Here is a 21,080-nt window from a genome sequence, read left to right on the forward strand (position 1 = left end):
CCTAGGGTAGTCGGGGAAGCGGCCTAGGCGTTGTTCTTGGGCGCCGAGCCGCCAGAATTTCGCCGCCCCCGGCCGCGCCCGCCGCGCCTGCGCCGCCGTTTCTGGCTCTTGCTCTGGTTATTTCCGCCGCTTTTTTGCGGGGGCTGGCGCCGCGCAGTGGTGGGGTCTTCGATGCGGGTGAGGGCATCGAGAAACGCGGCATCAGACATTAGCGGGATGCCCTTGCGCTGGGCGTGCATGGCCTTGCCCACGAGATCCGTGGTGACATTGCACACGACAAGCGATGCCTCGCGGGTGAGCTTCTCTGAATAGTTCAGCTCCTCGCGCATGAGGGCGGAGATGATGGTATCCGGGTCCTCCAGGATTTCGGGGGCCACGACGATTTCCATGCCGCGGCGCAGTTCCTTGCCGGGCTCGTACTTGCCGGGGTTGTGGTGCTGCACGGGGGCTTCGGCGGCATCGACGCGCACGTGCGAGCGCTGTAGGCCAAAGCGGTCGGCGCGGACCTCGTCTGGGGCATAGCTGCGCACCGGGCCGCGCTGCTGGTGCTGGTAGAGCTGGATGAGCAGCTCCGTCTCCTCGCGCGAGGTCTCCTGCTCCGGGCGCCGGGCGCGCTCCAGCGTCGCCTTAGGATCGGCATCCAGGCCATTCTGCTTAGCGACGCCCCTTAGCCGCACATCATTCGAACGCACCCCCTGCGCATACGAGGTGGCCAAGGTGTCGATGATGCGTACGGGGGCGGGCATGTGGCCCACCTTTTGGCGGCGCCGCTTGCTTTTATTGCGCCCGCGGTTGCGCGCGCGGTTTTGGCGGGCGGCGGTCATCATGGCGCGGCGAGCCTCAGCGACGATAAAGCCCCAGGTATAGGGGATATCGTGGACGACGAGGGTGCGGCCATCGATAAGCTTATCCAGCGATTTGAGGACTCTGCTAAATGCGGGTGCTTGCTCGATATCCGCGACGGTGAGCCCATGGAGGTGGTGCGGGCCGGCGTCGATATCCGGCTTGAGCACGGCGTGGAAGCGTTGGCCAATATCGCCGGCGTTATCAAAGGCCACCGCATCGATGGTGACGATGCGGCCGGTCGAGGGGTGGATGCCCGTGGTCTGCAGCGTGAGGGCAACGTAGGGGTGCTTGGCGACGGTCTCGGCCTTGTCCGGCTGCTTTTGCGGCGCGCTGTCTGCGGTGGATGTGGATGCCTCGGAAGCCGTGGCGGCCGGGGAAGACGACGCGGCTGAGGTTTTCGGCGTCGCAGGCCCGCCGGAGGGGCGGACGGCGCGGCGTGGACGGGGCCGACGCGGCCCCGGTTTGGCCGTACCTGTGTTGGGGCCCGGCTTGCGCTGCTGTGCGGCGGGGTCGGCTGCGGAGTGAGGGGACGCCTGGGCGTGGGTCCTAGCCGCATGCTGGGACGCCATGGTCGCCGGCGAAGGAGCCTGCGGCGACCGTGGGGAGGGGCCAGGTGTGTTATTCATCAACCTAAGTCTAGTATCCCGGAATTCCTGTGGCGGGACAGGGCGCGCCGGGCCTCATCGGTGCCTAATCCGGTTTAGTGGAAACTAAACCGCGACGATCAATACGGTTACCAGCGCCGCGACGGCGACTAGGGCAATGGCCGTGACCCACCACCCAGTGCGGCGCCTAGGCTCCGGTGTGGCGGTGACGGCGCGGAAGCTGCTGGTTTCGAAGGTCTCGGTCGCCGCCTGCGTGGTCGGGGTGGCGACGGCCACGGAGTCCTCGTTGGAGGCGGGCAGCGGATCGCCGGCGTAGATGCTTAGCACGCGATCGTTGCCGCGCGGGGCGTGGTAGGCGTGGGCGAGGATGGGGGCATCGGCAAGCGGGGGCAGCGAGGGACCCGGGGACAGGGTGGTGAGGAACTTAGGGCCGAAGAAGACGTCGACGGCGTTGGCGGAGGGCACGAGGTTGACCAGCACGTGCATCCGGGCCTGGGCGGGGATATAGAGATCCGCGGGGAGATCGGTGATATCGATGGGCGGGGCGTAACCGAGCATCGTATAGGGCCCGACGGGTGGATTATTCGCCGGCAGGCAGAGCCCGGGGCGGGGAAGCAGGAGGGTGACGTGGCCATCGGTATGCGGCTGGGCCGTGGCGGCTGGGGTGAGACCGGCGCGGAAAAGGAGATCGATTTCGGGGTATTCCGCGCGGTCCGCGGCGCTAATGGTGCCGATCTGGTCTTGGGTTTCCACGCTTAAACCGCCCTCCTGGCTGGGAGCCAGGGTGACGGTAAACTCCTCCGTGCCCTTCACCGATGCGCCGTGAATGGGCAAGGCCTGCACCGCGCCGAGGCCGCGGTGGGGGATGAGGTAGGTAGAAGAAGGCATAGTCGATCTTCTACCATGCCGACCCGCGCCCGCGTTAGGCCAACGCGCGGTTTACTGCGGAGGTAATCGCGTTGATGGAGGCGCGGGTCGTGGAACCGGCGATGCCCGCGCCCCAGACCTTGTTCTGGTTGACGTCCGCGGCAATGTAGCAGGCGGCCTCGGCATCATCGCCGGCCGAGCGCGATTGCTGGGAGTAATCGATGACATCGAAGTCGATGCCCAAGGACTCCAGCGCATTGGCGTAGGCGGCAATGGGGCCGTTGCCGGTGCCGGTGACCTCGGAATTCTTGCCGTTGTAGGTCACGGTGGCGGTGACGGTGGCATCGGTGTCATCGGCGGAAATATTGTCGATCTCGAACGATTCCAGCTGCAGCGGGGTGGTGCGGTCCAGGAATTCGGTGGCGAAGATGTCCCACATATTCTTGGAATTGACCTCGCCGCCTTCGGTATCGGTGATTTCCTGCACGACGGTGGAAAACTCCGCCTGCATGGCGCGCGGCATATTGATGCCGTGGTCGGTCTTCATGATGTAGGCGACGCCGCCCTTGCCGGACTGGGAATTGACGCGGATAACGGCCTGGTAATCGCGGCCCACGTCCTTCGGGTCGATGGGCAGGTAAGGCACCTCCCAGATGGCATCGCGCAGCTCTTCCCAGCTGACGTCGGTGGAATTGGCCTCTGGGCGCACCGTTGCAGCCAGCGCGTCCAAGCCCTTATTAATCGCGTCCTGGTGCGAGCCGGAGAACGCGGTAAAGACCAGTTCGCCGCCGTAGGGGTGGCGCTCCGGAACGCGCAGCTGGTTGCAGTACTCCACGGTTTCGCGGATCTTGGGCAGATCGGTGAAGTCGATCTGGGGGTCAACGCCCTGGGTGAGCATGTTCAGACCCAAGGTCACTAGGTCCACGTTGCCGGTGCGCTCGCCATTGCCAAACAGGCAGCCCTCGATGCGGTCGGCGCCGGCCATATAGCCCAGCTCGGCTGCGGCAATGCCCTCGCCGCGGTCATTGTGGGGGTGCAGCGAAATCAAGATGGAATCGCGCCGGGCCAGGTTGCGGTCCATCCACTCGATGGAATCGGCATAGACATTCGGCGAAATCATCTCCACCGTGGACGGCAGGTTGATGATCATCGGGTTCTCGGGGCTGGGATCCATGATGGCGACCACGTCATCGCAGACCTCGCGGGCGAAATCCAGCTCGGTGCCGGTGAAGGACTCGGGGGAGTATTCCCAGCGCCAGTTGGTATCGGGGTAGTCGGCGGCAATGGATTTGATGAGCTCGGCGGCATCGGTAGCCAGCTTCTTGATGGCCGGTTTGTCCTTGCGGAAGACCACGCGGCGCTGCAGCTTCGAGGTGGAGTTATAAAAGTGCACGATGACGTTTTTTGCGCCGGCGCAGGCCTCGAAGGTGCGGCGGATCAGGTGCTCGCGGGCCTGGACGAGGACCTGGATGGTGACGTCTTCTGGAATCTTATCACCCTCGATGATTTCGCGGACGAAGTTGAAGTCCGTCTGGGAGGCGGAAGGGAAGCCCACCTCGATTTCCTTGTAGCCCATCTGCACCAGCAGGTCGAACATGCGGTGCTTGCGCTCGGGGCTCATGGGGTCGATCAGCGCCTGGTTGCCATCGCGCAGGTCTACGGCGCACCACTGCGGGGCGTGGGTGATCTTCTTGCCCGGCCAGGTGCGGTCCGGCAGGTCGATGTCCTCGACCTCTACTGCGAAGGGCTGGTAGCGGTCGAAGGGCATGGAGGAGCCGCGCTGTTTATTCCAAGCGGGCTGTCCCTCGCGGGGAGGGCCTGCAGGGGTGGTGATTTCGCGGGGTGCGCTAATGAAGGAATCGTTGGGAGACATAGTGTGCGGTGTCCTTAATGTATTTGGTGTCGGGAAGTGCGACGGCCAGCTGGGCTAAGGATTGCCAGACTCCGCGACGGGGCGCTGGCCGTAGGTTTAGGCCGAAATCCCGCCGCGGCAGATAAGGAGTAGGTCGTTCCGCAATGTCATACCGGTCACACTACAGAGGATCTCACGGTGTGGCAACATATTTCATTCAGCGGGACACCCGGGCGCGTGGCGTACCATGCTGATGTGCCTACTGTTCCTACCACCCGCCGCCCCGCAGCCGCGCCCGCGCTGCGCTGCTGGTTTTATGCTGCACTGGTGGCGGTTGCGGGAACGGCGATTCGCCTCAGCGTGCTCGCGGCGCTGGCCGCGGCGCAGGGCGATTCCCTCTGGGGGCTGCTGAATAAATGGGACGCCCACTACTATGTCGACATCGCCCGCGCGGGCTATGGCGGGGAAACCGCCCTCGCGTTCTTTCCCGGCTTCCCACTGGCGGTGCGGGCGGTCAGTAACCTGCTGGGCACGGATATTGCGGGCACGGCGATGGTCCTCAACCTCTTTTTCACCATCGCCTTGGCGGCGGGCGTTATGGCGCTGGCTAGGCAGATGGGGCTGGGCACGCGCGGCCAGGTGCTCGGCGCGACGGTGGTCACCAGCGCGCCTATGAGCATCGTTTTTGTCATGCCCTATACGGAGGCGCTCTTCGGCGCGCTCGCGATCTGGGCCGTGGTGATGTTGCATGATAAGCGCTGGATCGCGGCTGGGGTGCTCATTTTCCTTGCCTCCTTCGTCCGCCTCACCGCGGTGGATCTCATCGTGGTCTTCGCGCTCATGGTGCTCTTCAAGGCGCGGCGCACTTGGTGGGCTTGGCTGAGCGTGGCGGTATCGGCGCTGCCCTTAGCTGGCTATATCTGGTGGGCGAATCGCCATTTATCCGGCGCCGGCGGGTACTTTGGCCTGCAGGAAAAGCACTGGAATTCCGGTTTCGACGGCGGCCGGGCGACGGTGACCTGGGTGGCGGAGACGCTGTCTAGCGCCACGAACGGCGGGTATCTGCTCAGTGCCGCGGTGATCATCGCCGCCCCGATCTGCCTGCTGCTGGCCTGGGGGCGCCTGCCGCTGCCGGCCTGGCTGTTTGCCGCGGTGCTGATGGCAAATGTGCTGCTTTCCGATGGCATTATGCACTCCCGCCCCCGCCTCTTACTGCCCGCAGCGGTGGTCTTGCTGCCGTGGGTGGGCAAGAAGGGGGCATCGGCAAGCGTGGGCGCCTGGGTGCTCTTCGGGGCCTGGTTTTCGGCCTATATGCTGGCCGTATTCGAGTGGGCCATCTAGCTGCGCTGGCTGACAGGATTGCGGGACAAAATGATGGTCGCGGCAATCATGACGCCGAGCGCGGCTATCATGACCAGCCAGCCAGCGGTGGAATCGATGAGGAATTTCTCGCCCAAGACCATGTAGCCCAAGCCGAAGGCGACGATGGGCTCGAAGATGGTCATGGCCGGCAGCGACTGCGCCAGCGGACCGGCGTTGAAGGAGTACTGCTGCACCACGGTGCCGGTCAGGGCGAGGCCGATGAGGCCGTAGAACTGCCAGCTGCCCACCAGGACGCTCAGGCCCTCGTGGGTGAAGATATCGACCACGGCCTTAGAGAGCAGGGCGACGAAACCGTAGATGACGCCGCACGCCGTGCCCAGGGCGAGCGGGCGCTGCTCGCGGAATTTATGGCCGGCCACGCCCAACGCGACCAGGGTGGCCAGGCCCAATAGCAGCGCGGGCCACCACTGGCTCCACTCGGGCCGGGGATTGCCGGCAACGGGGCGGCCGTAGACCACCATCACGCCGACCGCCACCGTCAGCGCAATGGACCAGAACGTCTCGTGCACGGGCATGGGGCGCTTGGCGTACCAGGCCGAAAGCGGCAGGGTAAACATGAGCGAGAGGACCAAAATGGGCTGGACCACCAGCAAGGTACCAAACCCCAGGGCAACGACCTGGAGGCCATAGGCGAGGATGGCCGCGCCAGTGCCGACCCACCACAGTGGGTTGGTCATAGCGGAGCGCATGACTGAATCGTCTGCTTCAAGGGCGATGCGGTGGCGAACGACCGTGCCCCAAGCAACCGTAAGCGCGGAGGCGAGCGCGAAGAATACGGCGAGGAGGTTGCTTAACACCCGCTCAACGCTAGTAAAAAAGTGACGGAGATGCATTTTGCTTATCGATGCCGCCCCCGCCCCGCCACCCAGCGCGCGCACGGGGGTGGGTGTGAATAAAATAAAAGTATTGTCTCGGAATTATGATGAGGTGTAGCGCCTTGCGGGGTAGCATAGGAATTTGACTAGTGTCCGACAGGTATTTCTGTGGCGCGTCTGCGCGCAGGGGTGCCTTTTAAAACGAAAGGTGGCAACCACACCGTGGCCCTGATCGTTCAAAAATACGGCGGCTCCTCCCTCGAATCCGCAGATCGCATCCGCGCGGTAGCGGAGCGGATTGTGGCCACTAAAAAGCAGGGCAATGATGTCGTCGTGGTGTGCTCCGCTATGGGGGATACCACCGATGAGCTTCTTGACCTTGCAGCGCAGGTCAATCCTGTTCCCCCGCAGCGCGAAATGGATATGCTCCTTACAGCGGGCGAGCGCATCTCCAATGCGCTCGTGGCCATGGCGGTGGAGTCCCTAGGTGCGAAGGCCCAGTCCTTTACCGGCTCCCAGGCGGGCGTGCTGACGACCGAGCGCCACGGCAATGCGCGCATCGTTGACGTCACCCCCGGCCGCCTGACCGAGGCCTTAGAGGATGGACAGATCTGCATCGTCGCCGGTTTCCAGGGCGTGAATAAGGACTCGCGCGATGTGACCACCCTGGGCCGCGGCGGGTCCGATACCACCGCGGTGGCCCTGGCTGCGGCGCTGAAGGCGGATGTGTGCGAAATCTACTCCGATGTCGATGGCGTCTATACCGCCGATCCGCGCATCGTCCCGGATGCGCAAAAGCTAGAAAAGCTCTCTTTTGAAGAGATGCTGGAAATGGCCGCCGTAGGATCCAAGATTCTGGTCCTGCGCAGCGTGGAATACGCCCGCGCTTTCAATGTTCCGTTGCGAGTTCGCTCGTCTTATTCAAATGACCCCGGCACGTTGGTGACCGGCTCGATGGAGGATATCCCCGTGGAAGAAGCAGTACTTACTGGTGTAGCAACTGATAAATCCGAGGCGAAGGTAACCGTGTTGGGCATCCCAGATCGCCCGGGCGAGGCCGCGAAGCTTTTCCGCGTCATCGCCGATGCGGAGATCAATATCGATATGGTGCTGCAAAACGTCTCCTCCCTGGAGGATGGCACCACCGACATCACCTTCACCTGCCCGCGTGCCGATGGCCCCCGCGCGATGGAGCTATTGAGCAAGCTGAAGTCTGAGGGCGGCTGGTCCAATGTGCTTTACGATGACCAAGTGGGCAAGGTCTCCCTCGTCGGCGCCGGCATGAAGTCTCACCCAGGCGTGACGGCGGACTTTACCGAGGCCCTGCGCGATGTGGGAGTGAACATGGAGCTTATCTCCACCTCCGAAATCCGCATCTCCATGCTGACGCGCGAGGCAGACTTGGAAAAGGCCGCGCGCGCCCTGCACGATAAATTCCAGCTCGGCGGCGAGGAAGAAGCCACCGTCTATGCTGGAACCGGACGCTAAACCAGAGCACTACAGAGCAGTTCAGAGCAATTAAAGGAAGACAATGACTACCGTTGCAGTCGTCGGCGCCACCGGCCAGGTCGGCCGCGTGATGCGCTCAATTTTGGAAGAACGCAATTTTCCGGCGGATAAGGTGCGCTTTTTCGCCTCCGCCCGTTCCGCCGGCACCGAGTTGGAATTCCGCGGCGAGCAGATCGAAGTGGAGGACTTGGCCGAGGTCACCGAAGAATCCGTGGCCGATGTCGATATCGCGGTATTTTCCGCGGGCGGTTCCACCTCTGAGAAGTGGGCCCCGGTCTTTGCCGCCGCGGGCGCTACCGTGGTGGATAATTCTTCGGCCTACCGCAAGGACCCGGAGGTCCCTCTGGTGGTAACTGAGGTAAACCCCGAGGAGGCGAAGAACCCGCCGAAGGGCATTATCGCCAACCCGAACTGCACCACCATGGCCGCCATGCCGGTGCTGAAAGTCCTGCACGATGCCGCGGGCCTCAACAAGCTGCACGTATCGTCTTACCAGGCGGTATCCGGCTCCGGCCTGGCCGGCGTGCAGACGCTGGCCGCGCAGGTCTACAGCGTGGGCGATCACAACGTGGATCTGGTCCACGATGGTTCTGCCCTCGATGATGAGGACTTGGGCCCCTTCGTCGCGCCCATCGCCTATAACGCACTGCCCTTTGCCGGCAACCTCGTCGATGACGGCAGCAATGAGACCAACGAAGAGCAGAAGTTGCGCAACGAATCCCGCAAGATTCTCGGCCTGCCGGACCTCAAGGTTGCCGGCACCTGCGTGCGCATTCCTGTCTTTACCGGTCACACCCTGACCATCCACGCGGAATTCGACAAGCCCATCACCCCGGAGCAGGCCACCGAGCTCCTGAGCGATGCTCCAGGCGTGACGCTTGCCGATGTCCCCACCCCTCTCGCCGCCGCCGGCAAGGACGATTCCTTGGTCGGGCGCATCCGCCAGGATCAGACGGTAGATGACGATAAGGGACTCGTGCTTGTTGTCTCCGGTGATAACCTGCGCAAGGGCGCTGCGCTCAATACCATCCAGATCGCAGAACTCTTGGTATAGCCGCAAGGCACCACCGCGCCGGGGCAGGGCTGTTAAGCGTTGGCCTCAGCGCATAAAAAATTCGGCTCCTCCTTCCTGTACTGGGAAGCGAGGAGCCGAATTGCGTTTTGCTTCGCTAAGGCTTAGTCCTTAGCCTTCGTCTTTCTTGCCAAAGTCCAAGTCACTATCGACGGAAGGTACTTCCGGCTTCGTGTGCTGGACGTAGGTGACGGAAGGCGCAGGCTCCGAACGGTCGTAGTCGAGTTCATCGTCCTCTTCGAGCTCCTCGTGGATATCCTCGGCGAGGTGATCGATGAATTCTTGCGTGTGCATATTGGATGCTGCGGCTAGCATGCGCAGCTCGCGCTCATTCTTCTTGGTAAAGCGCTCGCGCGGGTCCAACTTGCGGGCGACGAGATCGTGGGCGCGCATGCGGCGATCGGATTCATCGGCAAGCATGCCCCGGTTTTTAATGCGGTTATAAACCATCACCACAATCATCAGCAGGCCGAGGTAACCCAGGATGGGGTAGACGTTGCTGACTAGGGACTGGAAGCCGATGAAGGACAGGATGAAGCCGATGATGCAGGATGCCGCATATACGGGGTAGAAGCGCTTCGGGTTATTGCGGGTTAGGCGCTTGCCCAGGGCGTAGAACATACCGATGGCCGTGTTAAAGACCATGCCGTAGATGACGAAGGTCATGAGCACACCGAGCACCGGATGGATGCTCGTGATCAGCCTCAGTACCGGCATATCCTCGCCGTTGACGTCCTTTGCCTCGAAGAAGAGGGCGAAGACGAGCAGGGCCAGCAGGATGAGGTAGAGGAAACCACCGATGACGCCGCCGATGCCCACGGCGCGGTTATCCAGGAAGTTACCGCCGATGACGATGGACATGGACACGGCCGTCATAACGTTCAGGCCGGTGTAGTTTAAGGCGGAGAGCCACCAGTTTGGCAGCGAGGTATTGACATTATCGATGGCCCAGGTGTTCAGGGACGCGAAGTCCACATCGGCCGTAAGGATGGTGTAGCCGGTGGCCAGCACTACGAAGACGATGATGAACGGGGTGATGGTACCGATGACGCGGGTAACGCGGTCCACGTCCATAAGGCCCACCAGCAGCACGAGGATCAGCATGACGGTGCCGCCGACCCACACAGGGATGCTGGGGAATTGCTGGTTGATATTGGAGCCACCACCGGCGAACATGACGAAACCGATGGAAAACAGCGTAATAAGCGTGGACCAGTCCAAGATCTTGGCGGTGACTGGTGAAGCGATCTTGTTATAGACAGCGGTGTGCTCCACGGCTTGGAAATAGGAGCCCAGCTGCAGGATGGACACGCCGGTGACCATCATGAGGCCGGCGGCGAGGGCGATGCCCCACAGGCCCCACTCGCCGAAAGCTACGAAGTACTGCATGGCTTCTTGGCCCGAAGCAAAGCCTGCGCCCACAACGATGCCAATAAACGCCATGGAGATTCCGATTGCGCGTTTAATCATGAGGGGAGAAACTCTCTTACTCACACTCGCCGGGCCCGGCTTTGGGAACGCGCGGGCCCGGATCGACGGTCGATTTATCACGTGTGTGTATCTAATAGAATCACATTTCACCCGTGACTTCACAGCTGAAATCGCGTCACTTTAGTATTTTTCTACCCCGCCCAGGGTCCGCATGCGCCCGCTGCGCTGCCCCAAGTACCTGCACGTTGATAAGTATTGCGGCGAAAGTATGCGTCCAGGCGCTCGAACATTCGGGGGTATTAATTTGCGCCCTCGATGAGGTCCTTGCGGGCGCGCGCCACGCGGGAGCGGATGGTGCCGACGCGCACCCCGGCAATCTTGGCCGCTTCCTCATAGGTATAGCCCAGCACTTGGGTGAGGATGAGGGCTTCGCGGCGGTCGGCCGGCAGGGCATCAATAAGCGTCCGGGCATCGATCCAATCGCTCCAGGAGCCGGAATTTTCCGCGGCGGAGCTCATGGCATCCTCGTATTGTGTGGCGGACTTGCGGGGCCGGGCCATATCGTGGCGGATATTATCCACCCAGACGCGCCGGGCCAGCGAGAGCAACCAGGTGCGGGCGGAAGAGCGGGCGGCAAAGCGCGGCAAGGCACCGATGACGCGCAGGTAGGTCTCTTGGGTGAGGTCGTCGGCGATTTCGGGGCCGCCCAGGTGGGCGAGCAGCCGCCAGACATCATCCTGGGTAGCCTTGATGAACTCCGTAAGTGCTGCTCGGTCGCCGCGCCCAGCCCGGAGGGCGAGCTCGGTGACGCGGGCGTCGTCTGCTGCGGAGTGGTGTGTCACCTGAATGAATTTACCAGTAGCTGTTGTATTTCTTAGCCAAGGTTGCGGTGGCTGGGGCATCGGCAAGCAGCATATGCGCGCATAAGGTAGCGCAGCACCGTTATACGTAGTAAACTATGGGTTGTCCGTGATTGATAATTGACCCCAAATTATCGACTGATTGCCAGGAGGCAAAGACATACCATGACTGATTCCACCGCTGATGACATCCTGAACAAGGGACAGCGTCCCGCAGGTAAGGGCAATACTACTCGCCCGTCCGGCCAGCCCGTGCCTTCCGAGAACACGTCCGTGACCGCCGGACCCCAGGGTCCGCTCGCGCTCAACGATATTCACCTCATTGAAAAGCTCGCCCACTTCAACCGCGAGCGCGTACCCGAGCGTACCCCGCACGCCAAGGGTCATGGCGCCTACGGCGAGCTGCACATCACCGAAGATGTGTCCGCCTACACCAAGGCCAAGGTCTTCCAGAAGGGCACCGTCACCCCGATGATGGGCCGCTTTTCCACCGTCGCTGGCGAGCAAGGCTCCCCGGATACCTGGCGCGACGTGCACGGCTTTGCCCTCCGCTTCTACACCGAAGACGGCAACTTCGACATCGTGGGCAATAACACCCCGGTATTCTTCGTGCGCGATGGCATGAAGTTCCCGGACTTCATCCACTCCCAGAAGCGGCTTGGTTCCAATGGCCTGCGCGATGCCGATATGCAGTGGGACTTCTGGACCCGCAACCCGGAATCCGCCCACCAGGTGACCTACCTGATGGGTGACCGCGGCACCCCGAAGACCACCCGCCACCAAAATGGCTACGGTTCCCACACCTTCCAGTGGGTCAACGAAGACGGCGAGGCATTCTGGGTGAAGTACCACTTCATCTCCCGCCAGGGTGTTGAGAACTTCACCGATGAAGAGGCCACCGTGGAAGCCGGTAAGAACCCGGATAGCCACCGTGCGGATCTTTACAACGCCATCGAAGAGGGCAACTACCCCATCTGGGACGTCAAGGTGCAGATCATGCCGCTTGCGGAGGCAGAGGACTACCGCTTCAACCCCTTCGATCTGACCAAGGTCTGGTCCAAGAAGGACTACCCGCTGCACGATGTGGGCTACTTCGAGCTCAACCGCAACCCGCGCAACTTCTTTGCTCAAATTGAGCAGGTTGCGCTGGATCCCTCCAATATTGTGCCGGGTGTTGGCCTGTCCCCGGATAAGATGCTGCAGGCCCGCGTCTTTGCCTATGCGGATCAGCAGCGCTACCGCATCGGGCCGAATTACAAGCAGTTGCCGGTCAACCAGCCGCGCAATGCGGAGAAGGTCAATACCTACGAGCACGAGGGTCCAATGCAGTATTTCTACAATGCTCCAGAGGATCCGGTGTACTCGCCCAACCGCCATGCGAAGGGTACGGGCGTGCTTGACGATGCCTCCGTAAACAACCGCGAGGACCTAGAGACCACCACCGCGGCTGACCTCTACGTGAATCCGGACCCCCACGGCCAGGACTTGGTCCGCGCGCCGTACGTGCGCCACGCGGAAGACGATGACTTCGTCCAAGCTCGCGACCTGTACGAAAACGTCTACGACGACGCCGCCAAGGAGCGCTTGGTCACCAATATCACCAACGCGATGGCCGGCGTGTCCGAAGAAACCGAAGAGCGCGTGTACCAGTACTGGACCAACGTCCACCCGGACCTAGGCCAGCGCGTGCGCGAGGTCTTCGCCGAAAAGAAGTAGCACGCCACTGCGGTTGTACTGCTTTTTAGAGGCATAAAGCAAAGCCGCCTTCGACCATCCCTGCGTCCTCACCCCACAGCGAGCTGCTGTGAGTTGGGTGGAGTAATTGGTCGAAGGCGGCTTGTGCGTTAGGCGGGATTAATCGCAGCGGCGCATATTGTCTGCAACAAAGCTCGGCGCGCCCTGATTGATCCATTTGTCTACGTCATAGCACGGTGCGGTCAAACCACTATTTGTTTCACCGATGGGTTCAATAGTTGTCCATGCGCCATCGCTAAAACGTGCCCAAGCGGTCCAATCTGTACTGTCTTTGCCAAAATGAGCCCATTCCCCGTCGCAATCCGACACCACAATTTTGCCCATATCGGGCTCTAGAGACGAGAAGGTACTTGGGGAACAATCACCTTTGGCCTGCGTGGTAGTGGTAGTGACTGTTGTCTCCTGTGGTGCAGGTGGCTGTGCAGTAGTTTCTACCGTTTCTACCGGGGAGGTTGTGGGCGAGTCCGTCGTAGTCGCCGTTTGCTCCGTGGAACTTGTAGTGCTGGAGCTGGAGCTGGATTGCGCCACGGCATCAGAAAACTGGGGCTCACTGGAATCGCCAGAGTTATCGGCATCATCGGTGCAGGAGACCAATGCCATGCACAGCGGAAACGCGGCTACGCACGCCAAGGCGCGGGAGTGAGAGAGTTTTAGAGGATTAGACATGTCTTAATAGTAGATTCTCTTTGTAATGCGTGGGGATCGGCGCGCCTGCAGAAAGGGAATGACCTGCAGCGATAGGTTACTAGCATGACCAAACGCCTTGCCTCGACCGCGCCCACCGCGTCCGCGAGTTCCTCGCGGTGGCGCACACTCTTACTGCTCGTATTGCTCGCCGTACCGCTTATCGTTGGTACCGCAGTGGCGGCCTGGTCGCAGTGGGAACCGGCGCATGCGTGGTCGAGCGCCGCGCAGCCTTATGGCGCGCCGCAGGCGAATTCGACCTCGCCAGAGCTTAAGGAAGCCGCCGAGGCCGCCAGCCACGCCCAAGCGCAGGCTAGCATCCTGAAATCTGGCGCGGATCGGTTAAACAAGGGCACCAGTGAGCTGGATAAGGGTGCTGGGGAATTAGGCGAGGGCGTCGAAAAGCTCGCCGGTGGTTCGCAAGAGCTGGTGTCGGGGCTTAACCAGTTGCAGTCAGGGACCAATACCCTCGGCGGTGGGGCGACGGAACTGGCCAATACCGTCGGAGGGGCCGTTGACCAGGTCGTGGGCCTGGGAGCCGTCCAAGGCCAAATCCTAGAAGCCATCGACGGTACGGTGCGCGACCTGAAAGGAAATGATTCCAAGGAAGCGAAACAAGTTCGTTCCCAGCTGGGGGATTTGCGCAAGCAGGTGGAAAACTTCCACCTCGACGAATCCCTGACTGGGGAGCTGAAGAAGCTGAAGGATGGCTCGCGCGATCTCTCCAATCAGCTGGCGGTAAGCGGTTATGCCTACCACGATGGCATCAACCAGGCCGTGGCAGGCGCGCAGCAGCTCAACCAGTCCATCGCGGAGCTCAATAGCCGCGTGGATGAGGCGCTTGATGGGGTGGGCCAGCTTGACGATGGCGCCGGCAAGCTCACCGGCATGGCGGAACAAAACCAATCGAACCTGGGCGCGGTGCAGCGCGCCCTGCCTCCCGCGCACGTGGCCGCGGAGGAAGATGCGCGCCAGCTGAGCCCGGTCATCGCCATGCTCATTTCCGCGCTCGTCCTGCTGGCTGGATCCGCGGCCGGAGTGGCGTGGAAATTGGGATTCCGCCCGTGGCTGATGGTTCTCGGCGGATCGCTGGCAGCGGTGGCTATCGGGGAGATCCTGCTCTTCGTCTTGTCCATCGGCCTTACCCCCATCGCCGCGGTGGCCGCCGGAGGGGCGCTGTTCTTGGGTGCCCTGTCCTCCGCTCTTATCGTGCGTGGCCTGCTCGAACTGTGTGGCATGACCGTAGGATCCATCCTCGCCGCGATCTTTGGCATTGGGCAGACCGCATTGGTGGGGTGGCTGTGGAAATCCGCGGCCATCGCCGGGGTGGACAAGGTGTGGCAGGTAGTAGCTAACCTTTTGCCGCTCAACTGGACAACGGCGGCTGTCACCGTGGCGGGCAACGATGGTGAGGCAGTGGTGCTGTGGACCGGCCTTGCCGTATTGGGCGCTATCACTCTCGTAGGTCTGAGTGCAGTGAAATGGATCGTTCCTGCCAGGAAGAACCCAAAAACAGGCGCTAAAGTATGAAATTGTGTACTTAAATAGGCAAAAGCTTGTATGAAGCTGGCAATATTTGCCATCGCTATGGTTGGAATGCGAGGAGTGTTATTCTTGCTAGTGCTCACACCGTCTACTTAGGGGGTAGGCGAACGGCTTGCGCCGTTGTGAGTGATAGGGAATAGGGGCGACGCGGTGCTGTAGGGGCGCCGCGTCGTTTCCCGTTTTGCCCAAAGCTATTTATCCAGGTCGGCCCAGGGGGATATGTGCGGCTCACGGCAGGAATGTGCGCTACCACACAGCAATGTTTAACATTAGCTATACGTCCATTGGCTAATGGCGTGCGCCAGGCGGGCGCCAGTGACTTTTGAAGGAGCGCAATGCAGACCTCCCTGGGGCTGACCCTGATGGGACTGGCCATCATCTTTGTGACGGTGGGCATCCTCATCCGCGGCCGCGTTAATCCCATCATCCCCATGACCCTGGTGCCTGTCATCGGCGCTGTGATAACCGGTTTCGGCGTAGAAGATATCGCGGATTTCTTTGGTGAAGGCTTAAGTTCTGTCATCAACGTCGTGGTGATGTTCATCTTCGCCATCATTTTCTTCGGCATTTTGCAGGATGTGGGGCTTTTTACCCCGGTGATCCGCAGACTCATCAAGGCGACCCGCGGCAATGTCATGGCCGTGACCATAGGCACGGCCGCCATCGGCATCGTGGCACACCTCGATGGATCGGGTTCCACGACCTTCCTTATTACGATTCCCGCATTGCTGCCGCTGTACCGGGCGCTGCACATGTCGCGCTATGTCCTAATTACCATCGTGGCCCTAGCCGCTTCGGTGATGAATATGGTCCCGTGGGGCGGGCCACTGGGGCGTGCCGGTGCGGTGGTTGAGCAAGACCCGAACGATATTTGGCTGCACTTATTGCCCATTCAGGGTGTGGCAGTGGTCCTCATCTTTGCTACTGCCACCCTGTTGGGCTGGCGCGAAAACCGCCGCTTGGCCAAGCTACAGGAAAGCGGCGAGATTAAGGGCACCATCTCTGTGGACGTGAATTCGTTGGCGGATGATTTTTCCGCCAAGCAGGCCGAGGAACAGCAGAAACTCGGGTTCAGGTACCGGAAATCCCGGTGGGTTACCATCGCGAATATCGTCGTTGCTTTGGCCGTGCTCGCAGCCCTGCTTTCTGGCTTGTTGCCACCGGCGCCCGCGTTCCTCATTGCTACCACCATTGCCTTGGTGGTGAACTTCGACGGCGCGATGGAGCAGGGCGATGCCTTGCGGCGTCACGCTCCCAACGCCTTGTCCATGGCCGGAGTGATCATCGCGGCCGCGATGTTTTTGGGCGTGCTCAATGAGACCAAGATGCTAGAAGAAATCGCGCTGAGCCTGGTGAATGTTCTCCCAGAAGGAGTGGCACCGTATTTGCACGTCATCGTGGGATTCTTTGGGGTTCCGCTAGACCTGTTGACCTCCACGGATGCGTATTACTTCTCGGTACTGCCCATCGTGCAGGGCACGGTGGAGTCCTTCGGCGTCAGCGGGATGGGCGCTGCGAGCGCCCTTATTATCGGCAACGTGGTGGGAACCTTCGTCTCCCCATTTTCGCCGGCGCTGTGGCTGGCGCTGGGGCTGGCGGACGGTCAGATGGGCAAGTACTTGAAGATAGCCTTCCCCGTCGCATGGGTATTTTCCATCATCCTCGTCGCCATCGCATTCTTTACCGGGATGCTGGCCTAAGCGGGCCCTGGAATCCGCCGGCCCTGTAGGCATGGAAAAAGCCCGCAGTTTCCTGCAGGCTATTGTCGGGATAACAGGATTTGAACCTGCGACCTCTTCGTCCCGAACGAAGCGCGCTACCAACCTGCGCCATATCCCGGTCTACTGCTTAAAAGCAGTACTGAGATACTTTAACGCATGGTGAATGAGATCGACAAAACGGCAGGTCTAGTCCGCCTCAGTGATCCTCAGCAGGGTGGCCGAGGGGCGGCAGAATAAACGCACTGGGGCGAATTTGGACGTGCCCAAGCCATTGGAGACGTGCATCTTCATAGGGCCGAAATCATGCAGGCCCTGTGCGCGTGGGCGATCAATGCCGCAATTGGTCACGATGGCGCGCGACCCAGGCAGGCAAATTTGCCCACCGTGGGTATGACCGGAAAGGGAAAGCTGGTAGCCATCGGCGGCGAATTTTTCGAGCACGCGCGGCTCGGGGGCGTGGAGCAGGGCGAGCGATAGATCGGCATCCTCGTGGGGCGGGCCGGCGATTTCGGAATAATCATCCAAGTCGTGGTGCGGATCGTCCACCCCAGCCACGGCGAGGCGGACATTGCCCACCTTGAACTCGTGGCGGGCTTGGTTGCCGTCGTACCAGCCGTGCTCCACGAAGGCCGCGCGCATGCCGCGCCAAGGCAGGTCAACGTAGGAGGGCTCGCGCTTTTTGCCCAGCAGGTACTTAAAGGGGTTGACCGGGCGGGGCGCCCAATAATCATTGGTGCCAAACACGAAGACGCCGGGCCGGGCGAGCAGCGGGCCGAGCGCGCGCAGGGTATCGGGGACGGCCTGCTTATCGGAGAGGTTGTCGCCGGTATTGACCACGAGGTCTGGCTCCAGCGCATCGAGGGCGGAGACCCAATCGATCTTGGTCTGTTGCCCCGGGATCATGTGCAGGTCAGAAATGTGCAGCAGGCGGAACTCTTCTTCGCCGCGCAGGGTGCCCTTGGGAAGGAGCGGAAGAGTATATTCCTTGAGCTCGAATTTCGTGAGCTCGCTAAAGCCCCAAGCAGCAATACCTAGGCCGGCGGCGACGCCGCCAAGAATCCGTTGAAGTTTCACAGCTTCTACACTACCTGCCTTAAATGGACGTATATTGAAAGGCATGAGCGAGCTAAAAGATACTATCCGAGCAGATCTGAAAACGTCGATGAAGGCCAAGGAAAAGCAGCGCACCAGCGCCATTCGCGCGCTGTTGGCGGCAATCCAGGCTGAGGAAACCACCGGTTCGCGCCACGAGCTGGAGGATGAAGACATCCTTAAGGTCATCGCGCGCGAGATTAAAAAGCGCCGCGAGTCCGCGGAGGTCTATGAAGAAAATGGCCGCCCGGAATTGGCAGAGGCTGAGCTTGTCGATGTCCCCTTCTTCGAGGCCTACCAGCCGCGCCAGCTCGATGACGCGGAGCTGAAGGCATTGGTAGAAGAAGCAATTGCTGAGGTAGAAAAAGAAAACGGCGAAGCACCCACCATGAAGCAGATGGGTGCGGTCATGAAGGTTGCCAATGCAAAAGCCGCCGGCCAGGCCGACGGCAAGCGCCTTTCCGCAGAGGTAAAAGGCCAGCTTAACTAATCTTTAGCGGCCGAGGAGATTGCGGATATCGTTGCGGAAGTTATCGATATCTTCTTGGCGGATTCCAAAGTCCTCTGGGCTGAGGTTTAATCCGCCGCCGTTATTTCCTCCCCAGTTGCTCACACCGGTAGTGTTCGCGCTGCCGGTGTTATTTTGTGCGCCGGTCGTATTCGCACTGCCCACGCCGCTGGAGGGGGATTGGGTGGCAGAGGTGCCATCGGAAAGCTGCAGGGTAATCTCGGCGCCGTCCTTCTTGCCATCCTTGCCGGTAATCGCGCGCACCACGCGGCCGTAGGGAACATCCCCGCCGACGACGCGGGAGGTCTTTACCACATAGCCCTTGGCCTCAAGGGTGCTGCGGGCCTGTGACTCGTTTTTGCCGCGCAAGCTATCGAGCAGCTTATCCCCGGTGGTGCCGTCATCGTATTTCTTATTGTAATTGGGCAGTCCACCCTGGGTAGCCCGCGGCAGCTGCGATGCCATGGTGAAAAATGTCTGCGCGGGCTCCAAGCCACCAAAGAGGTTGCCGGCGCCGGTGCACTGGCGCACAGGTGAGGTACACAACGGCTGGGTATCGGTGCCGTCGTTATAAATATAAGGAGCGGCGGCGAGCCCATCGTTGAATCCCAAAAACGCCGAGGACTGGTTGGACTCGGTGGTACCGGTCTTGGCGGCGACGGGGGAGCTAAAGCCAGCAGCGTGGGCGGCATCCTTGGCGGTTCCCTGCTTGGCATCTTCAGACAGCGCATTGGCCAGGGCGTGGGCCACATCCTGGTCTACCGCCTGCTCACACGGGGTCTCCTTGAGATAGACCTCATTGCCGTCCTTATCCAGGACCTTGTCAATGGGGTTGGGCTCGCACCACCGGCCATTGGAGGCAATCGTTGCGCCGACATTGGATAGCTCCAGCGGATTTACCGGGTTGGGGCCCAAGGTAAAGGAACCGGAATTGGCGTCCTTCGTGCGCTGCGCGATGGAGGTGTCCTTATCAAAGGTGCCCTTTTCGTCATAGGAGCGCAGGCCAAGGCGCACCGCCATATCTACGATGGGTGCCACGCCAACCTGCTCGGTGAGCTTGATAAATGGCGTATTGGGCGAGTGGGCCAAGGCCTCTTGCAGTGTCATCGTGGCCTTATAGTTGCCCGCGTTTTCCACACAGTAGCGGTTGGCGGGGCAGTTATCGGCGCCGCCGTGGCCAAGGCCTTCGGCTTCGTAGCGGGTGGGCACATCCACCGTATTTTTAATGCCGTAGCCAGATTCGAGGGCGGCTGCGGCGGTAAAGGCCTTAAAAACCGAGCCGGCGCCATTGCCCACCAAGGAGTTGGTCTGCGGCAGCAGGGTTTCATTATTGTCTTGGTCCAGCCCGTACGCACGGGACGAGACCATGGCCAGGACCTTGCGGTCCGACGTGCCCGGTTCGATAACGTCCATCACCTCAGCGACGCCCTGGGCATTTGGGTTGGTGCGCGACTGCACTGCGGACAGCGCCGAATCCTGCACCTGCGGGTCCAGCGTGGTCTTTACGGTGTATCCACCGTGGGCGAGCTGGTCTTGGTCTATGCCCTTTTCCTCGAGGTACTGCAGCACATAATCGCAGAAAAAACCGCGATCATCTGCGCCGATGCAGCCATTGGCCAGGGTATTGGGCTGCTTGCCGACGCCCAATTCTTCCCCCTTATACTCATCCGCATCCGCCTGCTCCAGATAGCCGTTATCCACCATGGATTGGAGCACGACGTTGCGGCGGTCAAGCACCTCTTCCTCATTGGTATAAGGGTTGAGGCGCTCTGAAGACTGCACCATACCCGCCAGCATCGCCGCCTGCGGCACCGTGAGGTCCGCGGCGTGGCTATCAAAGTAGGTCCGCGCGGCGGCTTCCACACCGTAGGCATGGTTACCAAAGGAGACCAGATTGAGGTAATTGGTGAGGATTTCCTGCTTATCCAACTCCTCATTCATCTGCGTTGCCATGCGCATTTCGCGCAGCTTGCGGGTGGCGGACTGCTCGGTCGCAGCAGCCCGTTCTTCATCGGTTTGCGCGGAGACGAGCAGGAGGTAGTTCTTGACGTACTGCTGGTCAATAGTGGAAGCACCCTGGGATACCCCGCCGGAGGTCAGGTTGGTCCACAGAGCGCGGAAATTGCCTTGAAGATCAACGCCGCCGTGCTCGTAAAAGCGCTCGTCTTCAATGGAGACGATGGCGTTTTTCATCGCATCCGAAATCTCGTCACCATCTACGGGGTGGCGGCGTTGGCTATAGACATAGGCCATATCTTTGCCCGAGGCATCCTGCACCGTGGTAACACCAGGGATATTGCCCGCTGTTAGGTCTTGCAGGTCTGATTGCATGGTCTGGTTGGTGCGGGCGATCGCCACGCCGGAAATGCCCGCAAAGGGGGCGAGCGCGAGCGCGATGAGCGCGGCTACCAAGACCGTGGACAGGGCTATCTTGGACAAAGATTTGAAGACAGTCACGCCCAATACCCTACGTGGTCTGCCTGGCAATGGGGAAGGTGACCTGCACCCCCTAAAGTGTGACCTCGTAGACAATCT

15 protein-coding genes, 1 tRNA gene and 1 pseudogene are annotated in these 21,080 nt (G+C 61.1%); 8 read left to right on the top strand and 9 right to left on the bottom strand.

The genetic code is table 11. The annotated features are described in order from the left end of the window. Positions 1-23: 23 nt before the first annotated feature. From ABRP93_RS03675 to leuA, 3 genes and pseudogenes are all read right to left on the bottom strand, one after another. Positions 24-1,157 (bottom strand): annotated as a pseudogene (locus ABRP93_RS03675) (exonuclease domain-containing protein); the annotation flags it as partial. 399 nt (positions 1,158-1,556) lie between these two features. After that, positions 1,557-2,339 carry a hypothetical protein gene (locus ABRP93_RS03680; protein WP_349886951.1) on the bottom strand — a complete coding sequence of 261 codons (783 nt, stop codon included), beginning with the start codon at positions 2,337-2,339 and terminating at the stop codon, positions 1,557-1,559. A gap of 34 nt (positions 2,340-2,373) precedes the next feature. Further along, entirely contained in the window at positions 2,374-4,191 is a 1,818-nt protein-coding gene (gene leuA / locus ABRP93_RS03685; RefSeq protein ID WP_349886952.1) for a 2-isopropylmalate synthase, read from the bottom strand. Between the two features lie 234 nt (positions 4,192-4,425). Here leuA and ABRP93_RS03690 point away from each other — a divergent pair, with 234 nt between their 5' ends. After that, positions 4,426-5,511, top strand: a complete 1,086-nt coding sequence (locus ABRP93_RS03690; RefSeq protein ID WP_349886953.1) for a mannosyltransferase family protein — start codon at positions 4,426-4,428, stop codon at positions 5,509-5,511. Here ABRP93_RS03690 and ABRP93_RS03695 read toward each other — a convergent pair. Continuing rightward, a complete protein-coding gene (locus tag ABRP93_RS03695) occupies positions 5,508-6,350 on the bottom strand; it encodes a DMT family transporter (protein WP_349886954.1) in 843 nt (280 codons plus the stop codon). The two genes, ABRP93_RS03690 and ABRP93_RS03695, sit on opposite strands and share 4 nt — an antisense overlap. Before the next feature lie 240 nt (positions 6,351-6,590). Here ABRP93_RS03695 and ABRP93_RS03700 point away from each other — a divergent pair, with 240 nt between their 5' ends. Both ABRP93_RS03700 and ABRP93_RS03705 read left to right on the top strand, forming a co-directional pair. Then, entirely contained in the window at positions 6,591-7,856 is a 1,266-nt protein-coding gene (locus ABRP93_RS03700; protein ID WP_023025016.1) for an aspartate kinase, read from the top strand. A 43-nt stretch (positions 7,857-7,899) separates the two neighbouring features. Then, positions 7,900-8,931, top strand: coding sequence for an aspartate-semialdehyde dehydrogenase (locus ABRP93_RS03705; RefSeq protein ID WP_298695390.1), 1,032 nt, complete (start codon positions 7,900-7,902; stop codon positions 8,929-8,931). A gap of 129 nt (positions 8,932-9,060) precedes the next feature. Here ABRP93_RS03705 and ABRP93_RS03710 read toward each other — a convergent pair whose 3' ends face one another. Both ABRP93_RS03710 and ABRP93_RS03715 read right to left on the bottom strand, forming a co-directional pair. After that, positions 9,061-10,419 carry a YkvI family membrane protein gene (locus tag ABRP93_RS03710; protein WP_298695388.1) on the bottom strand — a complete coding sequence of 453 codons (1,359 nt, stop codon included), beginning with the start codon at positions 10,417-10,419 and terminating at the stop codon, positions 9,061-9,063. A gap of 260 nt (positions 10,420-10,679) precedes the next feature. Continuing rightward, positions 10,680-11,222, bottom strand: a complete 543-nt coding sequence (locus tag ABRP93_RS03715; protein ID WP_349862128.1) for an RNA polymerase sigma factor — start codon at positions 11,220-11,222, stop codon at positions 10,680-10,682. Positions 11,223-11,405: 183 nt separating this feature from the next. Between ABRP93_RS03715 and ABRP93_RS03720 the strand changes: the two genes are divergently transcribed. The 4 genes from ABRP93_RS03720 to ABRP93_RS03735 all read left to right on the top strand — a co-directional run bounded on the left by ABRP93_RS03720 (position 11,406) and on the right by ABRP93_RS03735 (position 16,924). Beyond that, positions 11,406-12,956: a catalase gene (locus tag ABRP93_RS03720; RefSeq protein WP_349862127.1), complete on the top strand. Its 1,551-nt coding sequence runs from the start codon at positions 11,406-11,408 to the stop codon at positions 12,954-12,956. 427 nt (positions 12,957-13,383) lie between these two features. Then, positions 13,384-13,638 (top strand): hypothetical protein, encoded by a 255-nt coding sequence (locus tag ABRP93_RS03725; protein WP_239268952.1) that lies wholly within the window; start codon positions 13,384-13,386, stop codon positions 13,636-13,638. Between the two features lie 107 nt (positions 13,639-13,745). Next, a complete protein-coding gene (locus ABRP93_RS03730) occupies positions 13,746-15,209 on the top strand; it encodes a hypothetical protein (protein ID WP_349886955.1) in 1,464 nt (487 codons plus the stop codon). Between the two features lie 350 nt (positions 15,210-15,559). Then, complete coding sequence (locus ABRP93_RS03735) at positions 15,560-16,924, top strand: CitMHS family transporter (RefSeq protein WP_349886956.1); 1,365 nt, start codon at positions 15,560-15,562, stop codon at positions 16,922-16,924. A gap of 65 nt (positions 16,925-16,989) precedes the next feature. Here ABRP93_RS03735 and ABRP93_RS03740 read toward each other — a convergent pair. Further along, positions 16,990-17,063, bottom strand: a tRNA-Pro gene (locus ABRP93_RS03740). A gap of 68 nt (positions 17,064-17,131) precedes the next feature. Next, positions 17,132-18,019, bottom strand: coding sequence for a metallophosphoesterase (locus tag ABRP93_RS03745; RefSeq protein WP_349886957.1), 888 nt, complete (start codon positions 18,017-18,019; stop codon positions 17,132-17,134). Between the two features lie 43 nt (positions 18,020-18,062). On the opposite strand from ABRP93_RS03745, the gene ABRP93_RS03750 reads away from it, so the two are divergent. Continuing rightward, positions 18,063-18,527 (top strand): GatB/YqeY domain-containing protein, encoded by a 465-nt coding sequence (locus tag ABRP93_RS03750; RefSeq protein ID WP_005276488.1) that lies wholly within the window; start codon positions 18,063-18,065, stop codon positions 18,525-18,527. Between the two features lie 3 nt (positions 18,528-18,530). On the opposite strand, the gene ABRP93_RS03755 is transcribed toward ABRP93_RS03750, so the two are convergent. Next, complete coding sequence (locus ABRP93_RS03755) at positions 18,531-21,002, bottom strand: transglycosylase domain-containing protein (RefSeq protein ID WP_349886958.1); 2,472 nt, start codon at positions 21,000-21,002, stop codon at positions 18,531-18,533. Between the last annotated feature and the right edge of the window lie 78 nt (positions 21,003-21,080).

Origin of the sequence: Corynebacterium sp. KPL2850 (assembly GCF_040225855.1) — a bacterium.
Taxonomy (GTDB): Bacteria; Actinomycetota; Actinomycetes; order Mycobacteriales; family Mycobacteriaceae; genus Corynebacterium.